The organism is Escherichia sp. E4385, assembly GCF_963883145.1.
Classification (GTDB): domain Bacteria; phylum Pseudomonadota; class Gammaproteobacteria; order Enterobacterales; family Enterobacteriaceae; genus Escherichia.
The window spans coordinates 19,524-40,927 of record NZ_CAWOOJ010000013.1 but is presented as its reverse complement, the minus strand read 5'-3'; the positions used below and the strand labels follow the sequence as shown (position 1 = coordinate 40,927).

The window sequence follows — 21,404 nt, the reverse complement described above, 5'->3', positions numbered from 1 at the left end:
TTTTAACATCAACACTCAACCTTACATCAGCGGCATTGCCAAACGCACAATACTAATCAGCGGTTGCGGCCATACACCCAGCACCAGTACCAACAGTGCAGAGATCAGCACCACGATACCGCCCACGCTGTACTGCCAGTTTGACGGTGCATCGCGACCCGGTTGTTCCGGGGCGTGCAGGTATAAGCTCACCGCCACGCGCAGGTAGTAGTAAAGGCCGATTGCCGAACCGACAACCACGGCACCCACCAGCCACCACAAGTGTGCCTGGACACCGACCGCCAGCACGTAGAACTTACCAATAAAGCCCAGCGTCATCGGGATACCGGCCAGAGACAGCATCATCACCGTCATCACTGCCGCGAGGATCGGACGATGCCAGAACAGACCGCGGTAAGAGAACAGGGAATCAGCATCCGGGCCACGATATGGGCTGGACATCAGGCTGACCACGCCGAACGCGCCGAGGCTGCTGAACAGATAACCGGCCAGGTAAACCCCTACCGCTTCCATCGACATCTCGCCAGTTTGCAGCGCAATCAGCGCCACCAGCAGATAGCCGAGGTGAGAGATAGATGAGTAACCGAGCAGACGTTTGATGTTGGTCTGGCTCAGCGCCATCAGGTTACCGAAGATGATGGAGGCAAAGGCGATAATCGCCAGCACCACGCGAATCGCTTCGCTGTCACCCACTGGTGCGTAAAGGAACAGACGCATCACCACACCGAAGATAGCGATTTTGCTCGCCGTCGCCAGGAAAGTGGAAACCGGCGCAGGCGCGCCCTGGTATACGTCTGGCGTCCACAGGTGGAACGGCACCAGAGAGAGTTTGAAGCCGAGGCCAACAATCATCAGGCCGAAACCTGCCAGCAACAGCGGCTCGTTGAGCATACCGTCGCCGAGGTTTTTACCCAGTGCAACGAACGACAGATCCCCAGACTGCGCATACACCAGCGCCATACCAAACAGCAGGAAAGAAGACGCTGCGGCAGAAAGAATGGTGTATTTGATACTGGCTTCCAGCGAACGTTTCTGGCGGAAAGCGTAACCGACCAGACCAAACAGCGGCAAAGAGATCAGTTCGATACCGAGGAACAAGGACGCCAGATGGTTGGCATTCGCCAGCAGGATCCCGCCCAGCGCAGCAATTAACACCAACAGGTAGAACTCGTCCTTGTTGTCGTTATAGCCTTCAAGCCACGGGTAGGCGAAAGTACAGGTGGCGAGGCTCGCCAACAATACCAGCCCGGTGTAAAGCATGGCGAAACCATCAACGCGCATCAGCGGCGTAACGTCCATAGCGCCCGCCTGGCCGACAAACCAGAGCGAAACCAGCGCCGCGTTAAGCCCAATAACCGAGAGCGTAGCGTTGAGGAAATGATTGCGTCGCCACGCAATGGAGAGCATCACAACCACCACCGTCAAGCCGACGATCAGCAACGGTAGCAGTGCGATCAGGTTTTGTGGAGTTATTGTCATGGCGATTTACGGCCTTGTAGTAGTAACGGAATTAACAAACCACTGCTGGATATTGCCAATCGCGGAGTGCGAGGTATCCAGAATCGGCTGCGGATAGAAGCCCAGCAGTACCAGCAGCACCACCAGCAACAGGATCATAAACAGCTCGCGCAGCGACATCCCTGGCAGTTCTTTGCTGGCAATCTCGCTTTTCGCTTTACCGAAGTAAGCGCGATGTAACATTGCCAGCGAATAAACAGATGCAAAGACCAGCCCAAAGGTAGAGATAACGGTAATCACCGGGACAACCTGGAAGCTGCCGAACAGAATCATAAATTCGCCGACGAAGTTACCGGTGCCTGGCATCCCAAGCGTTGCCACCGCAAAGAACAGCGACAGTGCTGGCAGCCATTTCATCTTGCTCCACAGACCGCCCATCATGCGCATGTCGCGGGTATGGATACGTTCATAGAGCTGACCGCAGAGAATAAACAGACCCGCCGCTGACAAGCCGTGCGCAATCATCTGAATTACCGCGCCCTGGTAGGCCAACTGGCTGCCGGTGTAGATGGCAATCAGCACGAAGCCCATGTGGGAAACCGAGGTGTAGGCGATCAGACGTTTGATATCGGTCTGGGCGAAGGCCATCCACGCACCGTAGAAGATGCCGATAACACCCAGCCACATAGCGATTGGTGCAAACTCTGCCGACGCGTTCGGGAACAGCGGCAGGGAGAAACGCAGCAGACCGTAAGCGGCGGTTTTCAGCAAGATCCCCGCGAGGTCAACGGAACCCGCAGTTGGTGCCTGGGAGTGCGCATCCGGCAGCCAGCCATGCAGCGGAACCACCGGCATTTTCACCGCAAATGCGATGAAGAAGCCCAGCATCAACAGGTATTCCACGCCGCCAGACATTGGCGTATTCAGCAGCTCTTCATAGTTGAAGGTCCAGACGCCGGTCGCGTTGTAGTGAACAAAGACCAGCGCCAGGATGGCGATCAACATCACCAGACCACTCGCCTGGGTATAAATGAAGAACTTGGTTGCCGCCGTGATACGCGTTTTACCGTCAGAAGCTTTATGCCCCCACAGTGCGATCAGGAAGTACATCGGCACCAACATCATTTCCCAGAAGAAGAAGAACAGGAACATGTCGATGGCAAGGAACACGCCGATAACGCCGCCCAGGATCCACATCAGGTTGAGGTGGAAGAAGCCCTGATATTTTTCGATCTCGTTCCACGAACAGAGTACCGCCAGCACGCCGAGCAGACCGGTCAGCACGACCATCAGCAGCGACAGACCGTCAATGGCGAGATGGATAGAGATACCAAAACGCGGGATCCACGGCATGTCGAATTCAGACTGCCACTGCGGAATTCCGGCGGATTGCGTCAGTGAATAACCGCCCTGCAACCACAGTTGCAGCGACAGCGCCAGCGTCAATCCCATGGTGATCAGCGCTACCCAGCGCGGCACCTTTACGCCAAAGCGTTCGGTCTGCCAGCACAGGAAGCCGCCGATAAAGGGGATTAGTATTAACCAGGGTAATAACATAGCTAAGTATGTCCCTTATATTTACTCCTGCTCAGGCTATCTCACTCGCCAGCCCGAATCCCGGCAGTGCTCGCAATCCTCACGTACTTAAGTACGCTCCGGTTGCTGTGCGCTGGCGGTATCCGGTCTGACTTCGCCGATGACGCCTGTACTTCAGGAACAGTTACCTAAAATTTATTCTTAGTTCACAGACCCGGCGCAGCGCCGGGTATATTCACTCAGCCAACAACTCAACGCAGTACCATCAACAGTGCCAGCACCACGACCGCACCGATGCTCATGGATGCCACATACCAGCGCAGGTAGCCGTTCTCGCTTAACAGCAGACCTTTACCTGCAAAGCGGGAAAGAACCGCCGGGATGTTCATCATTGAGTTCAGCGGATCGCGTTTCAGCAACCAGGCAATCCCCAGGAACGGCTTGACGAATACTTTGTCATACAGCCAGTCGAAGCCCCAGGCGTTGTACCACCAGGTGCCCAGCAGGCGGCCCGGCGCACTGTTGGCGATGGAGGTCACCAGAGTACGTTTACCCAGCCACAGCCAGGCTGCCAGCAGAATGCCGACAACCGCGACCACGCCAGAGGTAATTTCCAGGGTCAACATGCTGCCGTGCGCCAGTTCCGTCGTTTGCGGAAGCACGCCCTGCAGCGGCGGTACAATCAGTGCGCCAACGAAGGTGGAAAGGATCAGCAGCACAATCAGCGGCAGGCTGTGAGTTACCCCTTTCACGGCGTGAGCGTGAATTTGTTCTTTTCCGTGGAAGACGATGAAAATCATACGGAAGGTGTAGAGCGAGGTCATAAACGCACCGACCAGACCTGCCACCATCAGATTGATATGACCATTCGCCATCGCACCCGCGAGGATCTCATCCTTACTGAAGAAGCCCGCAGTGACCAGCGGCAGTGCCGACAGTGCTGCGCCGCCCACCAGGAAGCAGAGATAAACCAGCGGAATAGATTTACGCAGACCGCCCATCTTGAAGATGTTCTGTTCGTGATGGCAGGCCAGAATGACGGAACCGGATGCCAGGAACAGCAGCGCTTTAAAGAACGCGTGGGTCATCAAGTGGAAAATCGCCGCATCCCATGCCTGCACGCCAAGCGCGAGGAACATGTAGCCAATCTGGCTCATGGTAGAGTAAGCGAGAACACGTTTGATGTCGGTCTGTACCAGCGCGGCAAAACCGGCCAGCAGCAGCGTAACCGCCCCAACAATACCCACCAGATGCAGAACTTCCGGCGTCATCAGGAACAGGCCGTGGGTACGGGCGATCAGGTAGACACCTGCGGTTACCATCGTTGCGGCGTGGATCAGCGCGGAGACAGGCGTCGGGCCCGCCATCGCGTCAGCAAGCCATGTCTGCAACGGCAGCTGCGCAGATTTACCAACCGCACCGCCCAGCAGCATCAGCGTCGCCCACATCAGCATGTTATTGCCGTCAGCAAAGTGCGCAGGCGCCAGTTCCACCATTTCACGGAAGTTCAGCGTACCCAACTCGTTGTAGAGAATGAACAGCGCGAAAGCGAGGAACACGTCACCCACACGGGTCACGACGAACGCTTTCATTGCCGCTGCGCCATTCTTCGGATCGGTGTAATAGAAACCGATCAGCAGATAGGAGCACAGGCCCACGCCTTCCCAGCCGAGGTACATCAGCAGCAGGTTATCGGCGAGAACCAGAACGACCATGCTGGCGATGAACAGGTTGGTGTAGGCGAAGAAGCGAGAGTAGCCCTCTTCACCGCGCATGTACCAGGAGGCGTACATGTGGATCAGGAAACCCACACCGGTAACCACCGAGAGCATGGTCAGCGACAGGCCGTCCAGCACCAGATTGAAACCGATGTTAAAGTCGCCTACCGACATCCACGTCCACAGCGGCTGGCTGTATGCCTGCTCACCGTTAGCGAAGAAGTCAACGCCGATAAAGGCAGTTACCAGCGCCGCCAGGCCCACAGAGCCAACGCCGACGATCGCCGAGACGTTTTCAGACCAGCGCCCACGGGAGAACGCCAGCAGGACGAAGCCAATCAATGGCAAAATAATGGTTAAGGCAAGCATGTTCATCCGCGCATCTCACTTACTGAATCGATGTTCAGGTTCTGGCGACGACGGTGAAGTTGCAGCAGCAGCGCAAGGCCGATACTCGCTTCTGCCGCCGCGAGGCTGATGGCGAGAATGTACATCACCTGACCGTCGGTCTGGCCCCAGTAGCTTCCGGCGACCACAAAGGCCAGCGCGGAGGCGTTAATCATGATTTCCAGACCAATCAGCATAAACAGCAGATTGCGACGGATAACCAGACCGGTTAAGCCAAGAACGAATAAGATTGCCGCGAGGATCAGTCCATGTTGTAAGGGGATCATGCGTGCTCCTCCGTTTTTCTTTTCGCGCTGTCGTCTTTACGATTGCTCAGCACTTCACCCGCACGCTCTTCACGACCGACGTGGAAGGCCACAACCAGACCCGCGAGCAGCAGCATAGAAGCCAGTTCCACCGCCAGTACGTAAGGCCCGAACAGCGTAATACCCACTGCTTTAGCACTGATTGGCGTACCGTCGATACCCTGATCGTTAACACCGAGGATGGCGTAAACAATCACCACCAGCATGATGGCCGACAAAATTGCCGGACCAATCCACACCTGCGGTTTCAGCCACTGGCGTTCTTGTTCGATTTCCGAACCGCCCAGGTTGAGCATCATCACCACGAACACGAACAGCACCATAATGGCACCCGCGTAGACGATAATTTCCAACGCACCGGCGAAGTAAGCGCCCAGCGAGAAGAACACCCCGGAAATCGCCAGCAGCGAAATAATCAGGTACAGCAGTGCGTGTACCGGATTGGTATGGGTGATCACTCGCAAGGTCGCAAGTATGGCTATCAGGCCACAGATATAAAAAGCGAACTCCATTGCCCCTCTCCTTACGGTAACAGGCTCTTGACGTCGATAGGCTTGGCTTCGTTCTCTGCTTCGCCCTTATCTTTGCCGTCGATTGCCATACCTGCCATCCGGTAGAAGTTATATTCCGGGTATTTGCCCGGACCGGAGATCAGCAGATCCTCTTTCTCGTAAACCAGGTCCTGGCGCTTGTATTCCCCCATTTCGAAATCCGGGGTTAACTGAATCGCCGTGGTCGGACAGGCTTCTTCGCACAAACCACAGAAAATGCAGCGTGAGAAGTTGATGCGGAAAAATTCCGGATACCAGCGACCGTCTTTGGTTTCTGCTTTTTGCAGCGAGATACAGCCGACCGGGCAGGCTACCGCGCAGAGGTTACAAGCTACGCAACGCTCTTCGCCGTCCGGGTCGCGGGTCAGAACGATACGACCACGATAACGGGGCGGCAGATAGACCGGCTCTTCCGGGTACATTCGCGTTTCGCGTTTGGCGAACGCGTGCAGGCCGATCATCCAGATACTACGAACCTGGGTGCCGAAACCTACTAACAATTCTTTTAAGGTCATGGTCTTATTGCCCCTTATTGCGCCTGCCAGAGAATGACAGCCGCCGTTACCAGCAAGTTGATCAGCGTCAGCGGCAGGCAGATTTTCCAGCCGAAGGACATTACCTGGTCATAACGCGGACGCGGTAACGACGCACGAATCAAAATGAACATCATCATAAAGAACGCGGTTTTCAGCGCGAACCAGATGAATGGCGGTAACAACGGGCCTTGCCAGCCACCGAAGAACAGCGTCACCATCAGTGCAGAGATGGTCACAATCCCGATGTATTCACCCACGAAAAACAGACCGAACTTCATGCCGGAATATTCAATGTGGTAACCATCCGCCAGTTCCTGCTCGGCTTCCGGCTGGTCAAACGGGTGACGGTGACACACCGCCACGCCCGCGATGGCAAAGGTAATAAAACCAAAGAATTGCGGGATGACGTTCCACACATGCGCCTGGCTGTTGACGATGTCGGTCATGTTGAATGAACCGGCCTGCGCCACCACGCCCATCAGGGAAAGCCCGAGGAACACTTCGTAGCTCAGGGTCTGCGCAGAAGCACGCATCGCACCCAGCAGCGAGTATTTGTTGTTACTTGACCAGCCCGCAAACAGCACCGCGTAAACCGCCAGACCGGCCATCATCAGGAAGAACAAAATCCCGATGTTCAGGTCAGCAACCACCCAACCAGGGCTGACTGGCACAATCGCAAAGGCCAGCAGCAGCGAGGTAAAAGCAATCATCGGTGCCAGGGTAAAGATGACGCGATCCGAGAATTTCGGGATCCAGTCTTCTTTAAAGAACATTTTGATCATGTCCGCAACCAGCTGGAGCGAACCGCCCCAGCCAACACGGTTAGGTCCGTAACGGTTCTGGAACAGACCCAGCAGGCGACGTTCGCCAAAGCTCATGAATGCCCCACAGGTGACAACCACCAGCAGGATCACCACCGCTTTGAGGATGGTCAGCAGGATCTCAATCAGTTCCGGTGATATCCAACTCATTGTTGTGCCTCCTTGAGATCCTCAAGATGCGCGCCGGCCAGCACCGGAGCAATGCCGGACATACCCATCGGCAAGCCAACCTGCCCTGCCGTCAGCCCTTCGGCGATTTCAACCGGCAGCGTGACCGTGTTGCCATCGTAACTAAAGGAGACGCGTGTACCTGCGTTCACACCTAACTTCGCGGCATCCGCTGGGTTGAGTTTGATGTACGGCTGCGGCATACGGCTCTGGAAGACCGGAGCACGCTGTGACAATTCATCGCTGCCAAACAGGTGGTAGTACGGCGCGATACGCCATTTCCCGTCCTGCGGCTGGAAGCGTGCCGGTACGCTGGTGAAGTAATCCAGACCATTTTCGCTGGTTTCAAACAGACGCACGCCCGGATCGCCAAAGCGCAGTTTGCCGCCCACTTCGTCCTGGAATTTGTTCCACGCCTGCGGGGAGTTCCAGCCTGGTGCCCAGGCAAACGGCACTTGCGAACGGTGCGCGGTCGGCTGGTTGTTACCTTCCATCGAGAAGGTGAACATGGTGTCAATATCCTGCGGCTGACGCGGCTCATGAACGCTGATGTTGGCGCGCATGGCGGTACGACCGCTGTAACGGTGCGGCTCACGGGCCAGTTTCTGCCCACGAATGCGGAATGTCGCATCCGGTGCGGCATCTTTAATACCTGCCAGTTCCGGGATTTTCGCCACAACGGCGTCAATCACGTGGTCGAGCTGCGTCCAGTCCACTTCACGGCTCAGCAGGGTACTGTGCAGCGAGTGCAGCCAGCGCCAGCTTTCCAGCATGACAGTTTTGCTGTCGTAATAGGACGGGTCGTAAACCTGGAAGAAACGTTGGGCGCGGCCTTCGTTATTAATTACCGTACCGTCGCTTTCAGCAAAGCTGGCGGCGGAAAGCACCAGATGGGCGTTTTCCATGATCGCTGTGCGTTGATGGTCAACCACCATCACCAGCGGCGCTTTAGCCAGCGCAGCATTCACGCGGGTAGCGGAAGCGTGACGATGCAGATCGTTTTCCAGCACCACCACCGCGTCGGCGCGTCCGGTTTCCAGTTCGGTTAACGCTTCTTCCAGCGAACCACCACCCATAATGCCCAGCCCCATGCTGTTTACAGAACGGGCAATCATGGTGATACCGACGTCAGCGCCGCGACCTTTCAGGGCTTTCGCCACGTTAGCCGCAGCCTGAATCACTTCAGCGCTACCGGCGTTCGTCCCGGAGATAATCAACGGTTTCTTCGCACCAGCCAGTGCCTGCACGATGACGTCGATTTTGCTTTGCAGCTCAGGTTCAATACCGTCAACCGCTGGCGCAGAGTTATCCAGCGCATGGGCGATGGCAAAACCTAAACGCGCCTGATCTTCAACCGGTGCGCGGTAAGTCCACGCAGCGATATCATCCAGACGGGTGTCATCAACGTTGGTAACAAACAGCGGATGCTTCGCACGCTGACCGATGTTGAGGATTGCCGCAATCTGCCAGTCAGCCACTTTCTGTGCTGCCGCCATTTCGCGCGCTTTACCTTTCACCGCCTGACGAACTGCCAGCGCGACGCGCGCGCCGGTCTGGGTAACGTCTTCGCCCAGCACCAGTACCGCATCATAAGATTCGATTTCGCGCAGTGCCGGAGTATAAATGCCGCCTTCACGCAGCACTTTTAGTGCCAGTTGCAGACGTTCCTGCTCACCGTGAGCGATACCGGTATAGAAGTTTTCTTCGCCCACCAGCTCACGCAGCGCAAAGTTGCTTTCCACGCTGGCGCGCGGAGAACCGATGCCGATCACTTTCTTCGACTGACGCAGAATATCTGCCGCGCCCTGCATTGCCTGTTCGGCGTTGAGGGTAATGAAATCATCGCCACGACGCTGTACTGGCTGACGCGGACGATCTTTCAGGTTGACGTAGCCGTAACCGAAACGACCACGGTCGCAGAGGAAGTAGTGGTTTACCGTACCGTTGTAACGGTTTTCGATACGACGCAGTTCGCCGTAACGTTCACCGGGGCTGATGTTACAGCCGATGGAACATTGCTGGCAGATGCTCGGCGCAAACTGCATATCCCATTTACGGTTGTAACGCTCGGAGTGCGTTTTGTCGGTAAATACGCCGGTCGGGCAAATTTCGACCAGGTTACCGGAAAATTCGCTTTCCAGCGTGCCGTCTTCCGGGCGACCGAAGTAGACGTTATCGTGTGCGCCATAAACGCCCAGATCTGTACCGTCAGCGTAATCTTTGTAGTAACGCACGCAGCGGTAGCAGGCGATGCAGCGGTTCATTTCGTGAGAGATGAACGGCCCCAGGTCCTGATTGCGGTGGGTACGTTTGGTGAAACGGTAGCGACGGAAGGTATGCCCGGTCATCACGGTCATATCCTGAAGATGGCAGTTACCGCCTTCTTCACATACCGGACAGTCGTGCGGATGGTTAGTCATCAACCACTCGACCACACTTTCACGGAACTGTTTCGCTTCTTCGTCGTCAATGGAAATAAAGGTGCCATCGGAAGCCGGTGTCATACAGGACATCACCAGGCGACCACGCGTGTCTTCCGCGTTTTGGTATTGCTTCACCGCACACTGGCGGCAAGCACCGACGCTTCCCAGCGCCGGATGCCAGCAAAAGTAAGGAATATCAAGGCCCAGAGACAGACAAGCTTCCAACAGGTTGTCCGCTCCGTTGACCTCGTATTCTTTGCCGTCTACATGAATTGTAGCCATTAGCATGCTTCCAGTTTTCTCGGTCAGGGACCGAGCGTTAATCGAAATTCGGTTACCAGCGCTCTTTCAGCAGGTTCGGCTGAATCCCATTAATCAAATGGGTATTGCTGAACGGCTGTTTGATTCCCGCCTCAAATTCTTCGCGGAAATATTTGATGGCGCTCTGTAACGGCTCCACTGCACCAGGTGCGTGGGCACAGAAAGTTTTACCCGGGCCTAAGAATCGACACAGTTGCTCAAGTGTTTCGATATCACCCGGCTGACCTTCGCCACGCTCCAGCGCACGCAGAATTTTCACGCTCCACGGCAGACCGTCGCGGCACGGCGTACACCAGCCGCAGGACTCACGGGCGAAAAACTCTTCCAGGTTACGCACCAGCGACACCATGTTGATCTCGTGGTCAACCGCCATCGCCAGCGCCGTACCCAGACGGCTTCCCGCTTTACCGATACTTTCGAATTCCATCGGCAGGTCAAGGTGCGCTTCGGTCAGGAAGTCAGTCCCAGCGCCGCCTGGCTGCCAGGCTTTGAACTTCAGGCCATCGCGCATACCACCGGCGTAATCTTCGAGGATCTCGCGTGCGGTGGTGCCGAACGGCAGTTCCCACAGGCCCGGATTTTTCACCCGACCGGAGAAGCCCATCAGCTTGGTGCCAGCATCTTTACTTTTCGAGATGTTCTGATACCACTCCACGCCGTTAGCGAGGATTGCCGGAACGTTACACAGGGTTTCGACGTTGTTAACGCAGGTTGGTTTACCCCATGCACCGGAGGTTGCCGGGAATGGCGGTTTTGAGCGAGGGTTAGCGCGACGCCCTTCCAGGGAGTTGATTAACGCCGTTTCTTCACCGCAGATATAGCGCCCTGCCCCGGTATGGACGAACAGTTCAAAATCAAAACCTGTTCCCATAATATTTTTACCGAGCAGACCCGCTTCGGTCGCTTCGGCAATGGCACGGCGCAGATTCACGGCTGCTTCAATATATTCGCCACGCAGGAAGATGTAGCCACGGTAGGCTTTCAGCGCAAACGCGGAAATAAGCATGCCTTCCACCAGCAGGTGCGGCAGTTGCTCCATCAGCAGACGGTCTTTATAAGTGCCAGGCTCCATTTCATCGGCGTTACATAGCAGGTAACGGATGTTCATGGATTCGTCTTTCGGCATCAGGCTCCACTTCAGGCCAGTTGAAAAGCCTGCACCGCCGCGCCCTTTCAGACCAGAGTCTTTAACCTGATTAACGATCTCGTCCGGAGACAGCCCGGTCAGCGCCTTACGCGCGCCTTCGTAACCGTTTTTGCTGCGGTATTCGTCCAGCCATACTGGCTGTTTGTCATCACGCAGACGCCAGGTTAGCGGATGCGTTTCGGGAGTACGGATAATGTTTTTCATTTATACCGCTCCAGCAGTTCAGGGATCGCTTCCGGGGTCAGATGCGCGTGAGTGTCCTCATCGATCATCATGTTTGGCCCTTTATCACAGTTCCCCAGGCAGCAGGTTGGCAGCAGCGTAAAGCGGCCATCAAATGTCGTTTGCCCTGGTTTGATGTTCAGCTTTTTCTCCAGCGCCGCCTGAATGCCCTGGTAACCGTTGATGTGACAAACCACGCTGTCGCAATAACGGATCACATGGCGGCCTACCGGCTGACGGAAGATCTGGCTGTAGAACGTTGCCACACCTTCGACGTCGCTCGCCGGAATACCCAGCACATCGGCGATCGCGTGGATCGCGCCATCCGGCACCCAGCCACGCTGCTTCTGAACGATTTTCAGCGCTTCAATGGACGCCGCACGCGGGTCTTCGTAGTGGTGCATCTCGTGCTCAATCGCTTCACGCTCTGCCGCACTCAGCTCAAAAGCCTCGGTTTGTGGTTGTTGATTCTCGTGCATAATTAGCGGTCCACATCTGACATAACAAAATCGATACTGCCCAGATAAACAATCAGGTCAGACACCAGGCTGCCGCGGATCGCCGCCGGAATTTGCTGCAAATGCGCATAACTCGGCGTACGGATACGGGTGCGATAACTCATGGTGCTGCCGTCACTGGTCAGGTAGTAACTATTGATCCCTTTAGTCGCCTCAATCATCTGGAAGGATTCATTGGCAGGCATCACCGGACCCCACGACACTTGCAGGAAGTGGGTGATCAGGGTTTCGATATGTTGCAGCGTGCGCTCTTTCGGTGGCGGCGTGGTCAGCGGGTGATCCGCTTTGAACGGGCCTTCCGGCATGTTGTTGAGGCACTGCTCAAGAATGCGCAGACTCTGGCGCAGCTCTTCCACTTTAAGCATTACGCGGGTGTAGCAGTCAGAAACACCACCACCCACCGGGATTTCAAAGTCGAAGTTTTCATAGCCAGAATAAGGACGCGCCTTACGCACGTCGAAGTCGATCCCGGTAGCACGCAGGCCCGCGCCAGTGGTGCCCCACTCCAGCGCCTCTTTCGCGCCATAGGCGGCAACGCCCTGGGAACGACCTTTCAGAATGGTGTTTTGCAGCGCCGCTTTCTCGTAAGACGCCAGACGTTTCGGCATCCAGTCGAGGAACTCACGCAGCAGACGATCCCAGCCACGCGGCAGGTCGTGCGCTACGCCGCCAATACGGAACCACGCCGGGTGCATACGGAAACCAGTGATTGCTTCCACCAGATCGTAAATTTTCTGCCGATCGGTAAAGGCAAAGAACACTGGCGTCATTGCGCCGACGTCCTGAATAAAGGTGGAGATATAGAGCAGGTGACTGTTGATGCGGAACAGTTCGGAGAGCATTACGCGAATGACGTTAACGCGATCCGGCACGGTGATCCCGGCCAGTTTCTCTACCGCCAGCACGTAAGGCATTTCGTTAACGCAGCCGCCGAGATATTCGATACGGTCGGTATACGGAATGTAGCTGTGCCAGGACTGGCGTTCGCCCATTTTCTCAGCGCCACGGTGGTGGTAGCCGATGTCGGGTACGCAGTCGACAATCTCTTCGCCATCGAGTTGCAAAACGATACGGAAAGCCCCGTGCGCCGACGGGTGGTTCGGACCGAGGTTGAGGAACATGAAGTCCTCGTTTTCGGTGCCGCGCTTCATCCCCCACTCTTCTGGTTTGAAGGTCAGGGCTTCCATCTCCAGATCCTGTTTGGCTTTGGTCAGCTCAAACGGCGAGAATTCGGTAGCGCGCGCCGGGTAATCTTTACGCAGCGGGTGACCTTTCCAGGTTTGCGGCATCATGATGCGGCGCAGGTTCGGGTGACCGTCGAAAGTAATGCCAAACAGATCCCAGGTTTCACGCTCATACCAGTTAGCGTTCGGGAACAGTTTGGTAAAGGTCGGTACGTGCAGGTCGTTTTCTGCCAGCGCCACCTTCAGCATGATGTCGCGGTTACGATCGATAGAAATCAGATGGTAGAAAACGGAAAAATCCGCGGCAGGTAACCCTTCGCGGTGTGTGCGCAGACGTTCGTCCATGCCGTGTAAGTCAAACAGCATGACGTAAGGTTTCGGCAGTTTCTTTAAGAAATCGCCCACTTCCAGTAATTGTTCACGCTTGATCCACACAACGGGAACCCCGGTGCGAGTCGCCTGAACAGTAAAGGCATCCGGCCCAAAACGGTTGCGCAGTTCGCCAATCACCGGATCATCAAGATGATCGCGGGTCTGCCAGGCGGGTTCTTGCGCGGTTAAGTCGGTCATATTGTTCACCATTGCAAATGGTCCGTGGTGACTGTCGGCGCAGTAAGCTTCGCGAAATAGATTTAGGAATAAGCGAAGAAAAATCCCTTTGCCGACAGGCGCAAATTAAATCTCGTCAGGTGTACGCAGGTTGGTTACGGCAATGCGTTCACCGCGCTTGCGTTCGCGCTCTGATTGCATATTGGCGCGATAAACGCCTTGATCGCCAACCACCCAGGAGAGCGGACGACGTTCTTTACCGATAGATTCCTGCAACAGCATCAGTGCCTGCATGTACGCTTCAGGACGCGGCGGGCAGCCCGGGATATACACATCAACCGGGATGAATTTATCGACGCCCTGCACAACGGAATAAATATCGTACATACCGCCGGAGTTGGCACAGGCACCCATTGAGATAACCCATTTTGGTTCCAGCATCTGGTCATAAAGACGCTGAATAACCGGTGCCATTTTTGTAAAGCAGGTTCCTGCCACCACCATCAGGTCAGCCTGACGCGGCGAAGCACGCAATACTTCTGCGCCAAAACGCGCCACGTCATGCACCGCGGTAAACGAAGTCACCATCTCAACGTAACAGCAGGAAAGACCGAAGTTATACGGCCAAATTGAGTTTTTACGACCCCAGTTAACCATGTCATTGAGCTTGCCCATAAACACGTTTTTGTTAACTTCTTGCTCCAGAGGGTCGGTTACGATCTCCTGCTTTTGCAGGGGGTAACGGTCGTTCTCACCGTTGGGATCTATGCGGGTGAGCGTATAATCCATCTTAATGCCTCGCGGTTAGCGTTGACGATTAGCGATACTGTTCGTTTCCGGGTTCATACGCTCGCGGCGTGAACGCGCGGGCGTCCAGTCCAGCGCGCCAATACGCACCAGATAAACCAGACCTGCCAGTAACACAAAAATAAAAATTGCAGCTTCCACAAAGCCTACCCAGCCGCTTTCGCGAATAGAGGTTGACCATGCGAACAGATACAGCGCTTCAACGTCGAAGATAACGAAGAACATGGCCACCAGATAAAACTTGGCGGACAGGCGTAAGCGGGCGGAGCCGACCGAGTCGATACCGGATTCAAACGGCACGTTTTTCGACCTCGCGCGTGCGCGACCGCCTAAAAACCAACCGCCTACCAGCATCAGGCAACACAGGCCAATGGCAACGATAAGAAAGATAGCGAATGCCCAGTGATGAGCGATGACTTCAGTGGATGTTGACATACTCATTGCTTACTCATCAAAAGTAGCGCCAGATTCACTGCTCTTCACGGCAGATGGACGCCACATCGATTCATGGGGAGGAATAAAAAAAACCTTACAACTACTGTAATAACAATTTTATACAGTGAATTGATGTGGTCTTTTACCCCTTTCTATAACCTTTTGTCAACTTTAACAAAAGTTTCTTCACATTAATTTACATAATACCAACAACCCTTGCATTTAATGCTCTTCATCCCAGATCATTGACGACTCCAGGAAAATTAGATGTTGTTGAATCGTGTCCGTTGTGAAGCAATGGAAAAAATACGGGCCTATTTTGACAGGAATTTGTGTCGATTCCTCCCCCTAAAAGAGAGTATTTTCTTGATCTGTGACACGCTTTTGTTAATCCATAACAAAAATACAGCAACAAGTTCACGTATTTTTTAACATTATTGTAGCAGGAGATTTTTATCAGGCGATTTTTTGTTCGCGCGTATAGAGAATGGAGGTCGGTTGAAAAATGAACACATTTGTTCAAAATCAGGAAAAGTCGTCATCATTTATTGTAAAAAAAAGCCACTGACGTTCAAAAAAACATCAGTGGCTTGTTTTTACAAATGTGGTTACCTGGTACCAGGCAATTATTCGTAATCGCCTTCAATTAACAGAGAATCATCCCCTTCATGGGCTCCTGTCGCGCTGAACTGCCATGGATTCTGATAACTCTCCATAGCCTGATATATCACCTGGGCCAGTTCATTACCGCTGGACGGATCATAGCAGAGCAAATATTCGGTATCTGGCAGTGGTGGTAAACCGTCCACAGCACTCAAGACGCGCAGGTCCGGACTCATCATCTCAACCGGCCTGGCCGTTACACCCAATCCCGCTTTAACGGCAGCACGGACCGCCGGCAACGTGGAGGCGACATAAGCCAGACGCCATGGAATATCTGCTTTATTGAGTGTTGCCAGAACCATATCGCGGAACGGACTAGGATCATCCAGCAACACCAGAGGGATCGGCTCGCCTTTTTGCAATACGTATTCCGCAGCGCAATACCAGTGCGTTGGAGAAGTTCTCAGGTTTAACGCCTTAAAGGTATCAGGACGATTTGTGGTAACCATTAAATCCACTTCCTGGGACTTCAGCATATCTGCCATGTAAGCATTACGCTTAACGCGGACATCCAGCGCAAGTTTCGGATAAACCGAACTCACGCGATTAAGCAGGAAAGGTAAGATCGTATCAGCAGATTCATCTGAAGCGCCGATTGTTAACACGCCCTGAAGATTACTGAACATCAATGATGAGCAAGCTTCATCATTAAAACGCAGGATCTTCCTGGCATAGCCAAGAAGCTGAATGCCATGTTCAGTTAACAGTTTGTTACGACCATGCCGAGCGAACAGTTCTTTCCCAACGAGTTGTTCAAGACGTTGCATTTGCTGACTAACAGCGGACTGAGTACGACACACGGCGGCAGCTGCGGCAGCAAAAGTGTTCAGATCGGCAACAGCAACAAATGTTCTCAGCAGATCGAGGTCGAGGTTAATTATCGGACGATTTGCACTTATCATATATTATCACTTACTGGCGGCTCATACTGAGCTGGTTAATGCTGTGCACACACAAACAAGCAATTCCATTTGTAATGTGCCTCCCTGGCAGTTTCATCCGGAAGTCTGGATGAAAGTTAAAATGCATATGAGTTGCACTAATAAGAACGACTCACATTGTTCCGTTATAATGCCTGAAGTAGTTCACAGAATATATCTTCAGGAATCGCATATCTATTAAGTTACTCACTCTTTTCTATTTATGACATGCGAGTGTTTGTGTAAATGTAAATGTTGATCCTTGTTCCACTACTAGCAAAGCGGCACCAACCCAGCGTGAACACGCATAAGCGGCGATGATTTGTCTGCATCAAAAGTGGGGGTTCCGTCATTTAAGCGAGCATTTTACCCTAAAACCCATTTATTTATAAGGGCCATTGCGAATTATCTGATGCAAAGTTATGTTATGTTAGGCAAAGTAATCTTCTATTATTAATAAGCACAACAAAACCTTTTTGAATATTAAATAATAATTAATTAGCACACCCTGCATTCATTAATTACGCTTAACAATAGTTTCGCACGTCATCACCTATACGACACTTCGGCAATCACTATCTGTTAATGTTTCACTTATAATGAAAATATCATGAATATGTTATGTTCGTGATTTCTTAAATCAAAGGAAATTCGCACATTTATCTACCAGACAAAAAACTATGCATTAGATTAATACTTAGAATAAATCACTACAAAACACAAATCATTAAGCATATGCATCTCAATATTTAACGATTATTAAGTTATTAACAGCACATTCCCTTCTTTTACTCTCGCAAAATCTTGTTCTGCAGAACTTCAAAACACCGCCTCGGGGGAGTACATTGTTCTAAGCTGACTTCCACGGCAGGGAGTGGCGATAACAGCAAAAAAGGTCAAGATTCATGTCACCCATTGAAAAATCCAGCAAGTTAGAGAATGTCTGTTATGACATCCGTGGTCCGGTGCTGAAAGAAGCAAAACGCCTGGAAGAAGAAGGTAACAAGGTATTGAAACTGAACATCGGCAACCCTGCCCCGTTCGGTTTTGACGCTCCTGATGAGATCCTGGTTGACGTGATACGCAACCTCCCGACCGCTCAGGGCTATTGTGATTCAAAAGGCCTCTACTCTGCGCGTAAAGCCATCATGCAGCACTATCAGGCGCGAGGCATGCGTGATGTTACCGTGGAAGATATTTACATCGGCAATGGTGTATCGGAGCTTATCGTTCAGGCAATGCAGGCCTTGCTGAACAGCGGGGATGAAATGTTGGTTCCTGCACCTGATTACCCACTATGGACCGCGGCGGTTTCGCTCTCCAGCGGTAAAGCGGTGCACTACCTTTGTGACGAGTCCTCTGACTGGTTTCCGGACCTCGATGATATTCGCGCTAAAATTACGCCTCGTACGCGCGGTATCGTTATTATCAACCCGAACAACCCTACCGGCGCGGTTTATTCCAAAGAGCTTTTAATGGAAATTGTGGAGATTGCGCGTCAGCATAATCTCATTATCTTCGCCGATGAAATTTACGACAAAATTCTCTACGACGACGCCGAGCATCACTCGATTGCGGCGATGGCGCCTGACCTGCTGACCATTACCTTTAACGGTCTGTCGAAAACGTATCGCGTGGCAGGCTTCCGTCAGGGCTGGATGGTGCTGAACGGGCCGAAAAAACACGCCAAAGGCTACATCGAAGGTCTGGAGATGCTGGCCTCAATGCGACTTTGCGCCAACGTTCCCGCACAACACGCGATTCAGACCGCATTGGGTGGCTATCAGAGTATCAGTGAATTTATCTTACCAGGCGGGCGTCTTTACGAGCAGCGTAATCGCGCATGGGAATTGATTAACGACATTCCAGGCGTTTCCTGCGTGAAGCCACGCGGCGCGCTGTACATGTTCCCAAAAATCGACGCCAAACGTTTTAATATTCACGACGACCAGAAGATGGTGCTGGACTTCCTGTTACAGGAAAAAGTTCTGCTGGTTCAGGGAACGGCTTTTAACTGGCCGTGGCCGGATCACTTCCGCATAGTTACGCTGCCGCGCGTTGATGATATCGAACTGTCATTAAGTAAATTCGCTCGTTTCCTTTCTGGCTATCATCAGCTGTAATCTTAAATTCACTGCCGGAGATTGCATCCGGCAGTGTTATCCCCCCACAATGATCTCATGAAGTCATCACACGCAAGGTCGTTATGAAGCAGAGCCATTTTTTTGCCCATCTCTCCCGTCTGAAACTCATTAACCGCTGGCCGTTAATGCGCAATGTACGGACAGAAAATGTGTCTGAGCACAGTTTGCAGGTGGCGATGGTCGCCCATGCGCTGGCTGCCATTAAAAACCGTAAGTTTGGCGGAAATGTCAACGCTGAACGCATCGCTCTGCTGGCGATGTACCACGATGCCTCTGAAGTGCTCACCGGCGATCTCCCTACCCCAGTGAAATATTTCAACTCGCAAATCGCTCAGGAATACAAAGCCATTGAAAAAATCGCCCAACAAAAGCTGGTCGATATGGTTCCGGAGGAGTTGCGGGATATTTTCGCGCCATTAATCGATGAAAATGCGTATAGCGATGAAGAAAAGTCGCTGGTGAAACAGGCTGATGCACTTTGTGCCTATCTGAAATGTCTGGAAGAGCTCGCAGCCGGAAATAATGAATTTTTGCTGGCAAAAACGCGGCTGGAAGCGACGCTTGAAGCGCGCCGCAGCCAGGAGATGGACTACTTCATTGAAGTCTTTGTTCCCAGCTTCCAACTATCGCTCGATGAGATTAGCCAGGATTCGCCGCTGTAAGCAGACAGATACCAGCCGACGCAGCCTGATAAGACGCGCCAGCGTCGCATCGGGCTCTCGTTAAAACGGAAACAGCATCGGAATCATCACCACGCAAACCGCCATCACAATAACGGTGAACGGTACTCCCAGCTTCACAAAATCACTAAAGCTGTAATTTCCCGGCCCTAAAACCAACGTGTTAACCGGCGAGGAAACTGGCGTCATAAAGGCGGCGGATGCTGCCATCGCCACCACCATGGCAAATGGATACGGCGAGACGCCCATTGTTTTAGCCGCGGCCAGCGCAATCGGCGCCATCAACACAGCCGTTGCCGTATTCGAAATAAACAAACCAATCACCGCCGACAAGACAAACAAACAGCCAAGCATCATATGCGGCCCGTAACCGCCGCCGATGTCCATTAACCCTTTCACCGCCAGCGCGACACCGCCTGTTTTCTGTAGCGCTACCGCGAACGGCATCATCCCAACGATCAAAATAATGCTCGGCCAGTGAATGGATTTATAGGCGCTTTCAGCATCGATACAGCGGAATTTCCCCATCAGCAGGCAGGCAATGATAGCCGCGATGGGATTAGGGATTTCATCAGTCAGCATTAACGCCACCATCAACACCAGACAGAAAATGGCATGGGGTGCCTGACTGTGCGCAGGCGATGCTTCACTCACTTCTTCCGGTAAGTTCAGCGCCACGAAGTCGCGGCCCTGTTTTGCCAACATACCGATAAGCTTCCAGTTACCGACGACCAGAATGATATCGCCTAGCAGCAGAGGCTCATCCGCCAGCGAACCTTCCAGCGCCACGCCGTTGCGTTTCAGGCCCACCACATTCAGTCCGTAGCGCGTACGAAAGCCAATTTCGCGCACCGATTTACCAATCAACTCAGACTCAGGAATTAATGAAATCTCCGCCATGCCAACATCAAGGGCTTGATCGGAAAAATACTCGCCGCGCAGCACCATCGGTTCCAGCAATTGTTCACTACAAAATTGTCGGAGATCGACATCAGCCGCAGACATATCAATAAGCAAAACGTCACGCGCCCGGAATTCAGAAACCCCGTTCACGTTCACAATAACGCGACGAAAACGCCGCCAGCGTTCAACACCGATGACGTTAGCGCCATAACGTTCACGTAATTTGAGATCGTCCAGTCGCTGGCCAATCATCGGCGAACCGGGACGAATGGCCAGGCGACGCGCGCGCCCGGTAAGTCGGTATTCACGGATAAGATCGCGGAAGGTACGACGCGTCCAGCCTTCGCGCGGCGGGGTCTGGGCATCCCCTTTCAGCATGAAACGCATCACTAACATATACAAGATGCCCAGCACCAGTACGACCAGGCCGATGGGGGTTACGCTAAAGAAACTAAAACCATGATAGCCTTCACGCAGCAATTCACTGTTAATCACCAGGTTAGGTGGCGTTGCCACCAGCGTCATCATGCCGCTGATCAGCCCGGCAAAACTTAACGGCATCATCAGGCGCGACGGCGACGTTTGCATGCGCATAGCGACGCTTAACACCACAGGGATAAAGATAGCGACGACGCCCGTTGAACTCATAAACGCGCCAAGGCCCGCAACGGTCAGCATCAACAAAACCAACATTTTGATTTCACTGTTGCCTGCCACTTTAACCAGCCATGTCCCCATTACAGTGGCGACACCCGTGCGGACTAAACCATCGCCAATAATAAACAAGGCGGCGATCAGTACCACGTTAGGATCGGAAAAACCGGAAAACACTTCAGGGACGGTCAGCGTACCGCTTAATGCAAACGCAACAATGACAAACAAAGCGACCGCATCCATACGCACTCTGCCAGTCGCAAACAAGACGATGGCAACCGCCAGTAATGAAAGAACCCAGATCAATTCACCGTTCACAACGTATCCTTGTTA

The 21,404-nt window shown here is 53.3% G+C and carries 17 protein-coding genes; 2 read left to right on the top strand and 15 right to left on the bottom strand.

Going from position 1 to position 21,404, the window contains the following annotated elements; translation table 11 throughout:
- Positions 1 to 21: 21 nt before the first annotated feature.
- From nuoN to lrhA, 14 genes are all read right to left on the bottom strand, one after another.
- Positions 22 to 1,479, bottom strand: a complete 1,458-nt coding sequence (gene nuoN, locus AACS80_RS12320) for an NADH-quinone oxidoreductase subunit NuoN (protein WP_047645430.1) — start codon at positions 1,477 to 1,479, stop codon at positions 22 to 24.
- A 6-nt stretch (positions 1,480 to 1,485) separates the two neighbouring features.
- A complete protein-coding gene (nuoM, locus tag AACS80_RS12315) occupies positions 1,486 to 3,015 on the bottom strand; it encodes an NADH-quinone oxidoreductase subunit M (RefSeq protein WP_130260560.1) in 1,530 nt (509 codons plus the stop codon).
- Between the two features lie 230 nt (positions 3,016 to 3,245).
- On the bottom strand, positions 3,246 to 5,087 hold the full coding sequence (gene nuoL, locus AACS80_RS12310; protein WP_001056618.1) for an NADH-quinone oxidoreductase subunit L: 1,842 nt from the start codon (positions 5,085 to 5,087) through the stop codon (positions 3,246 to 3,248).
- A complete protein-coding gene (gene nuoK, locus AACS80_RS12305; protein ID WP_000612644.1) occupies positions 5,084 to 5,386 on the bottom strand; it encodes an NADH-quinone oxidoreductase subunit NuoK in 303 nt (100 codons plus the stop codon). The genes nuoL and nuoK overlap by 4 nt, the downstream gene beginning before the upstream one ends.
- On the bottom strand, positions 5,383 to 5,937 hold the full coding sequence (gene nuoJ / locus AACS80_RS12300) for an NADH-quinone oxidoreductase subunit J (RefSeq protein ID WP_000393511.1): 555 nt from the start codon (positions 5,935 to 5,937) through the stop codon (positions 5,383 to 5,385). The genes nuoK and nuoJ overlap by 4 nt, the downstream gene beginning before the upstream one ends.
- Before the next feature lie 11 nt (positions 5,938 to 5,948).
- Entirely contained in the window at positions 5,949 to 6,491 is a 543-nt protein-coding gene (gene nuoI / locus AACS80_RS12295) for an NADH-quinone oxidoreductase subunit NuoI (RefSeq protein WP_000172749.1), read from the bottom strand.
- Between the two features lie 14 nt (positions 6,492 to 6,505).
- Positions 6,506 to 7,483 carry an NADH-quinone oxidoreductase subunit NuoH gene (gene nuoH / locus AACS80_RS12290; RefSeq protein ID WP_000118507.1) on the bottom strand — a complete coding sequence of 326 codons (978 nt, stop codon included), beginning with the start codon at positions 7,481 to 7,483 and terminating at the stop codon, positions 6,506 to 6,508.
- Positions 7,480 to 10,206: an NADH-quinone oxidoreductase subunit NuoG gene (nuoG, locus tag AACS80_RS12285; protein WP_130207217.1), complete on the bottom strand. Its 2,727-nt coding sequence runs from the start codon at positions 10,204 to 10,206 to the stop codon at positions 7,480 to 7,482. The genes nuoH and nuoG overlap by 4 nt, the downstream gene beginning before the upstream one ends.
- Positions 10,207 to 10,258: 52 nt before the next feature.
- On the bottom strand, positions 10,259 to 11,596 hold the full coding sequence (gene nuoF / locus AACS80_RS12280) for an NADH-quinone oxidoreductase subunit NuoF (RefSeq protein WP_000789507.1): 1,338 nt from the start codon (positions 11,594 to 11,596) through the stop codon (positions 10,259 to 10,261).
- A complete protein-coding gene (nuoE, locus tag AACS80_RS12275; RefSeq protein WP_000545042.1) occupies positions 11,593 to 12,093 on the bottom strand; it encodes an NADH-quinone oxidoreductase subunit NuoE in 501 nt (166 codons plus the stop codon). Before nuoE ends, nuoF begins: the two co-directional genes overlap by 4 nt.
- 2 nt (positions 12,094 to 12,095) lie before the next feature.
- The gene (nuoC, locus tag AACS80_RS12270; RefSeq protein WP_000247878.1) at positions 12,096 to 13,898 is read right to left on the bottom strand and encodes an NADH-quinone oxidoreductase subunit C/D; all 1,803 of its coding nucleotides are present in this window, start codon (positions 13,896 to 13,898) and stop codon (positions 12,096 to 12,098) included.
- A 93-nt stretch (positions 13,899 to 13,991) separates the two neighbouring features.
- A complete protein-coding gene (gene nuoB, locus AACS80_RS12265) occupies positions 13,992 to 14,654 on the bottom strand; it encodes an NADH-quinone oxidoreductase subunit NuoB (RefSeq protein ID WP_000386733.1) in 663 nt (220 codons plus the stop codon).
- 15 nt (positions 14,655 to 14,669) lie between these two features.
- Positions 14,670 to 15,113 carry an NADH-quinone oxidoreductase subunit NuoA gene (gene nuoA / locus AACS80_RS12260; RefSeq protein ID WP_000062997.1) on the bottom strand — a complete coding sequence of 148 codons (444 nt, stop codon included), beginning with the start codon at positions 15,111 to 15,113 and terminating at the stop codon, positions 14,670 to 14,672.
- Between the two features lie 620 nt (positions 15,114 to 15,733).
- Positions 15,734 to 16,672, bottom strand: a complete 939-nt coding sequence (lrhA, locus tag AACS80_RS12255) for a transcriptional regulator LrhA (RefSeq protein WP_130207219.1) — start codon at positions 16,670 to 16,672, stop codon at positions 15,734 to 15,736.
- Between the two features lie 923 nt (positions 16,673 to 17,595).
- Here lrhA and alaA point away from each other — a divergent pair.
- Positions 17,596 to 18,813 (top strand): alanine transaminase AlaA, encoded by a 1,218-nt coding sequence (gene alaA, locus AACS80_RS12250; RefSeq protein ID WP_064526608.1) that lies wholly within the window; start codon positions 17,596 to 17,598, stop codon positions 18,811 to 18,813.
- An 83-nt stretch (positions 18,814 to 18,896) separates the two neighbouring features.
- Entirely contained in the window at positions 18,897 to 19,496 is a 600-nt protein-coding gene (gene yfbR / locus AACS80_RS12245; protein WP_130207221.1) for a 5'-deoxynucleotidase, read from the top strand.
- 60 nt (positions 19,497 to 19,556) lie between these two features.
- On the opposite strand, the gene AACS80_RS12240 is transcribed toward yfbR, so the two are convergent.
- Positions 19,557 to 21,389 carry an SLC13 family permease gene (locus AACS80_RS12240; RefSeq protein ID WP_130207223.1) on the bottom strand — a complete coding sequence of 611 codons (1,833 nt, stop codon included), beginning with the start codon at positions 21,387 to 21,389 and terminating at the stop codon, positions 19,557 to 19,559.
- Positions 21,390 to 21,404: the final 15 nt, after the last annotated feature.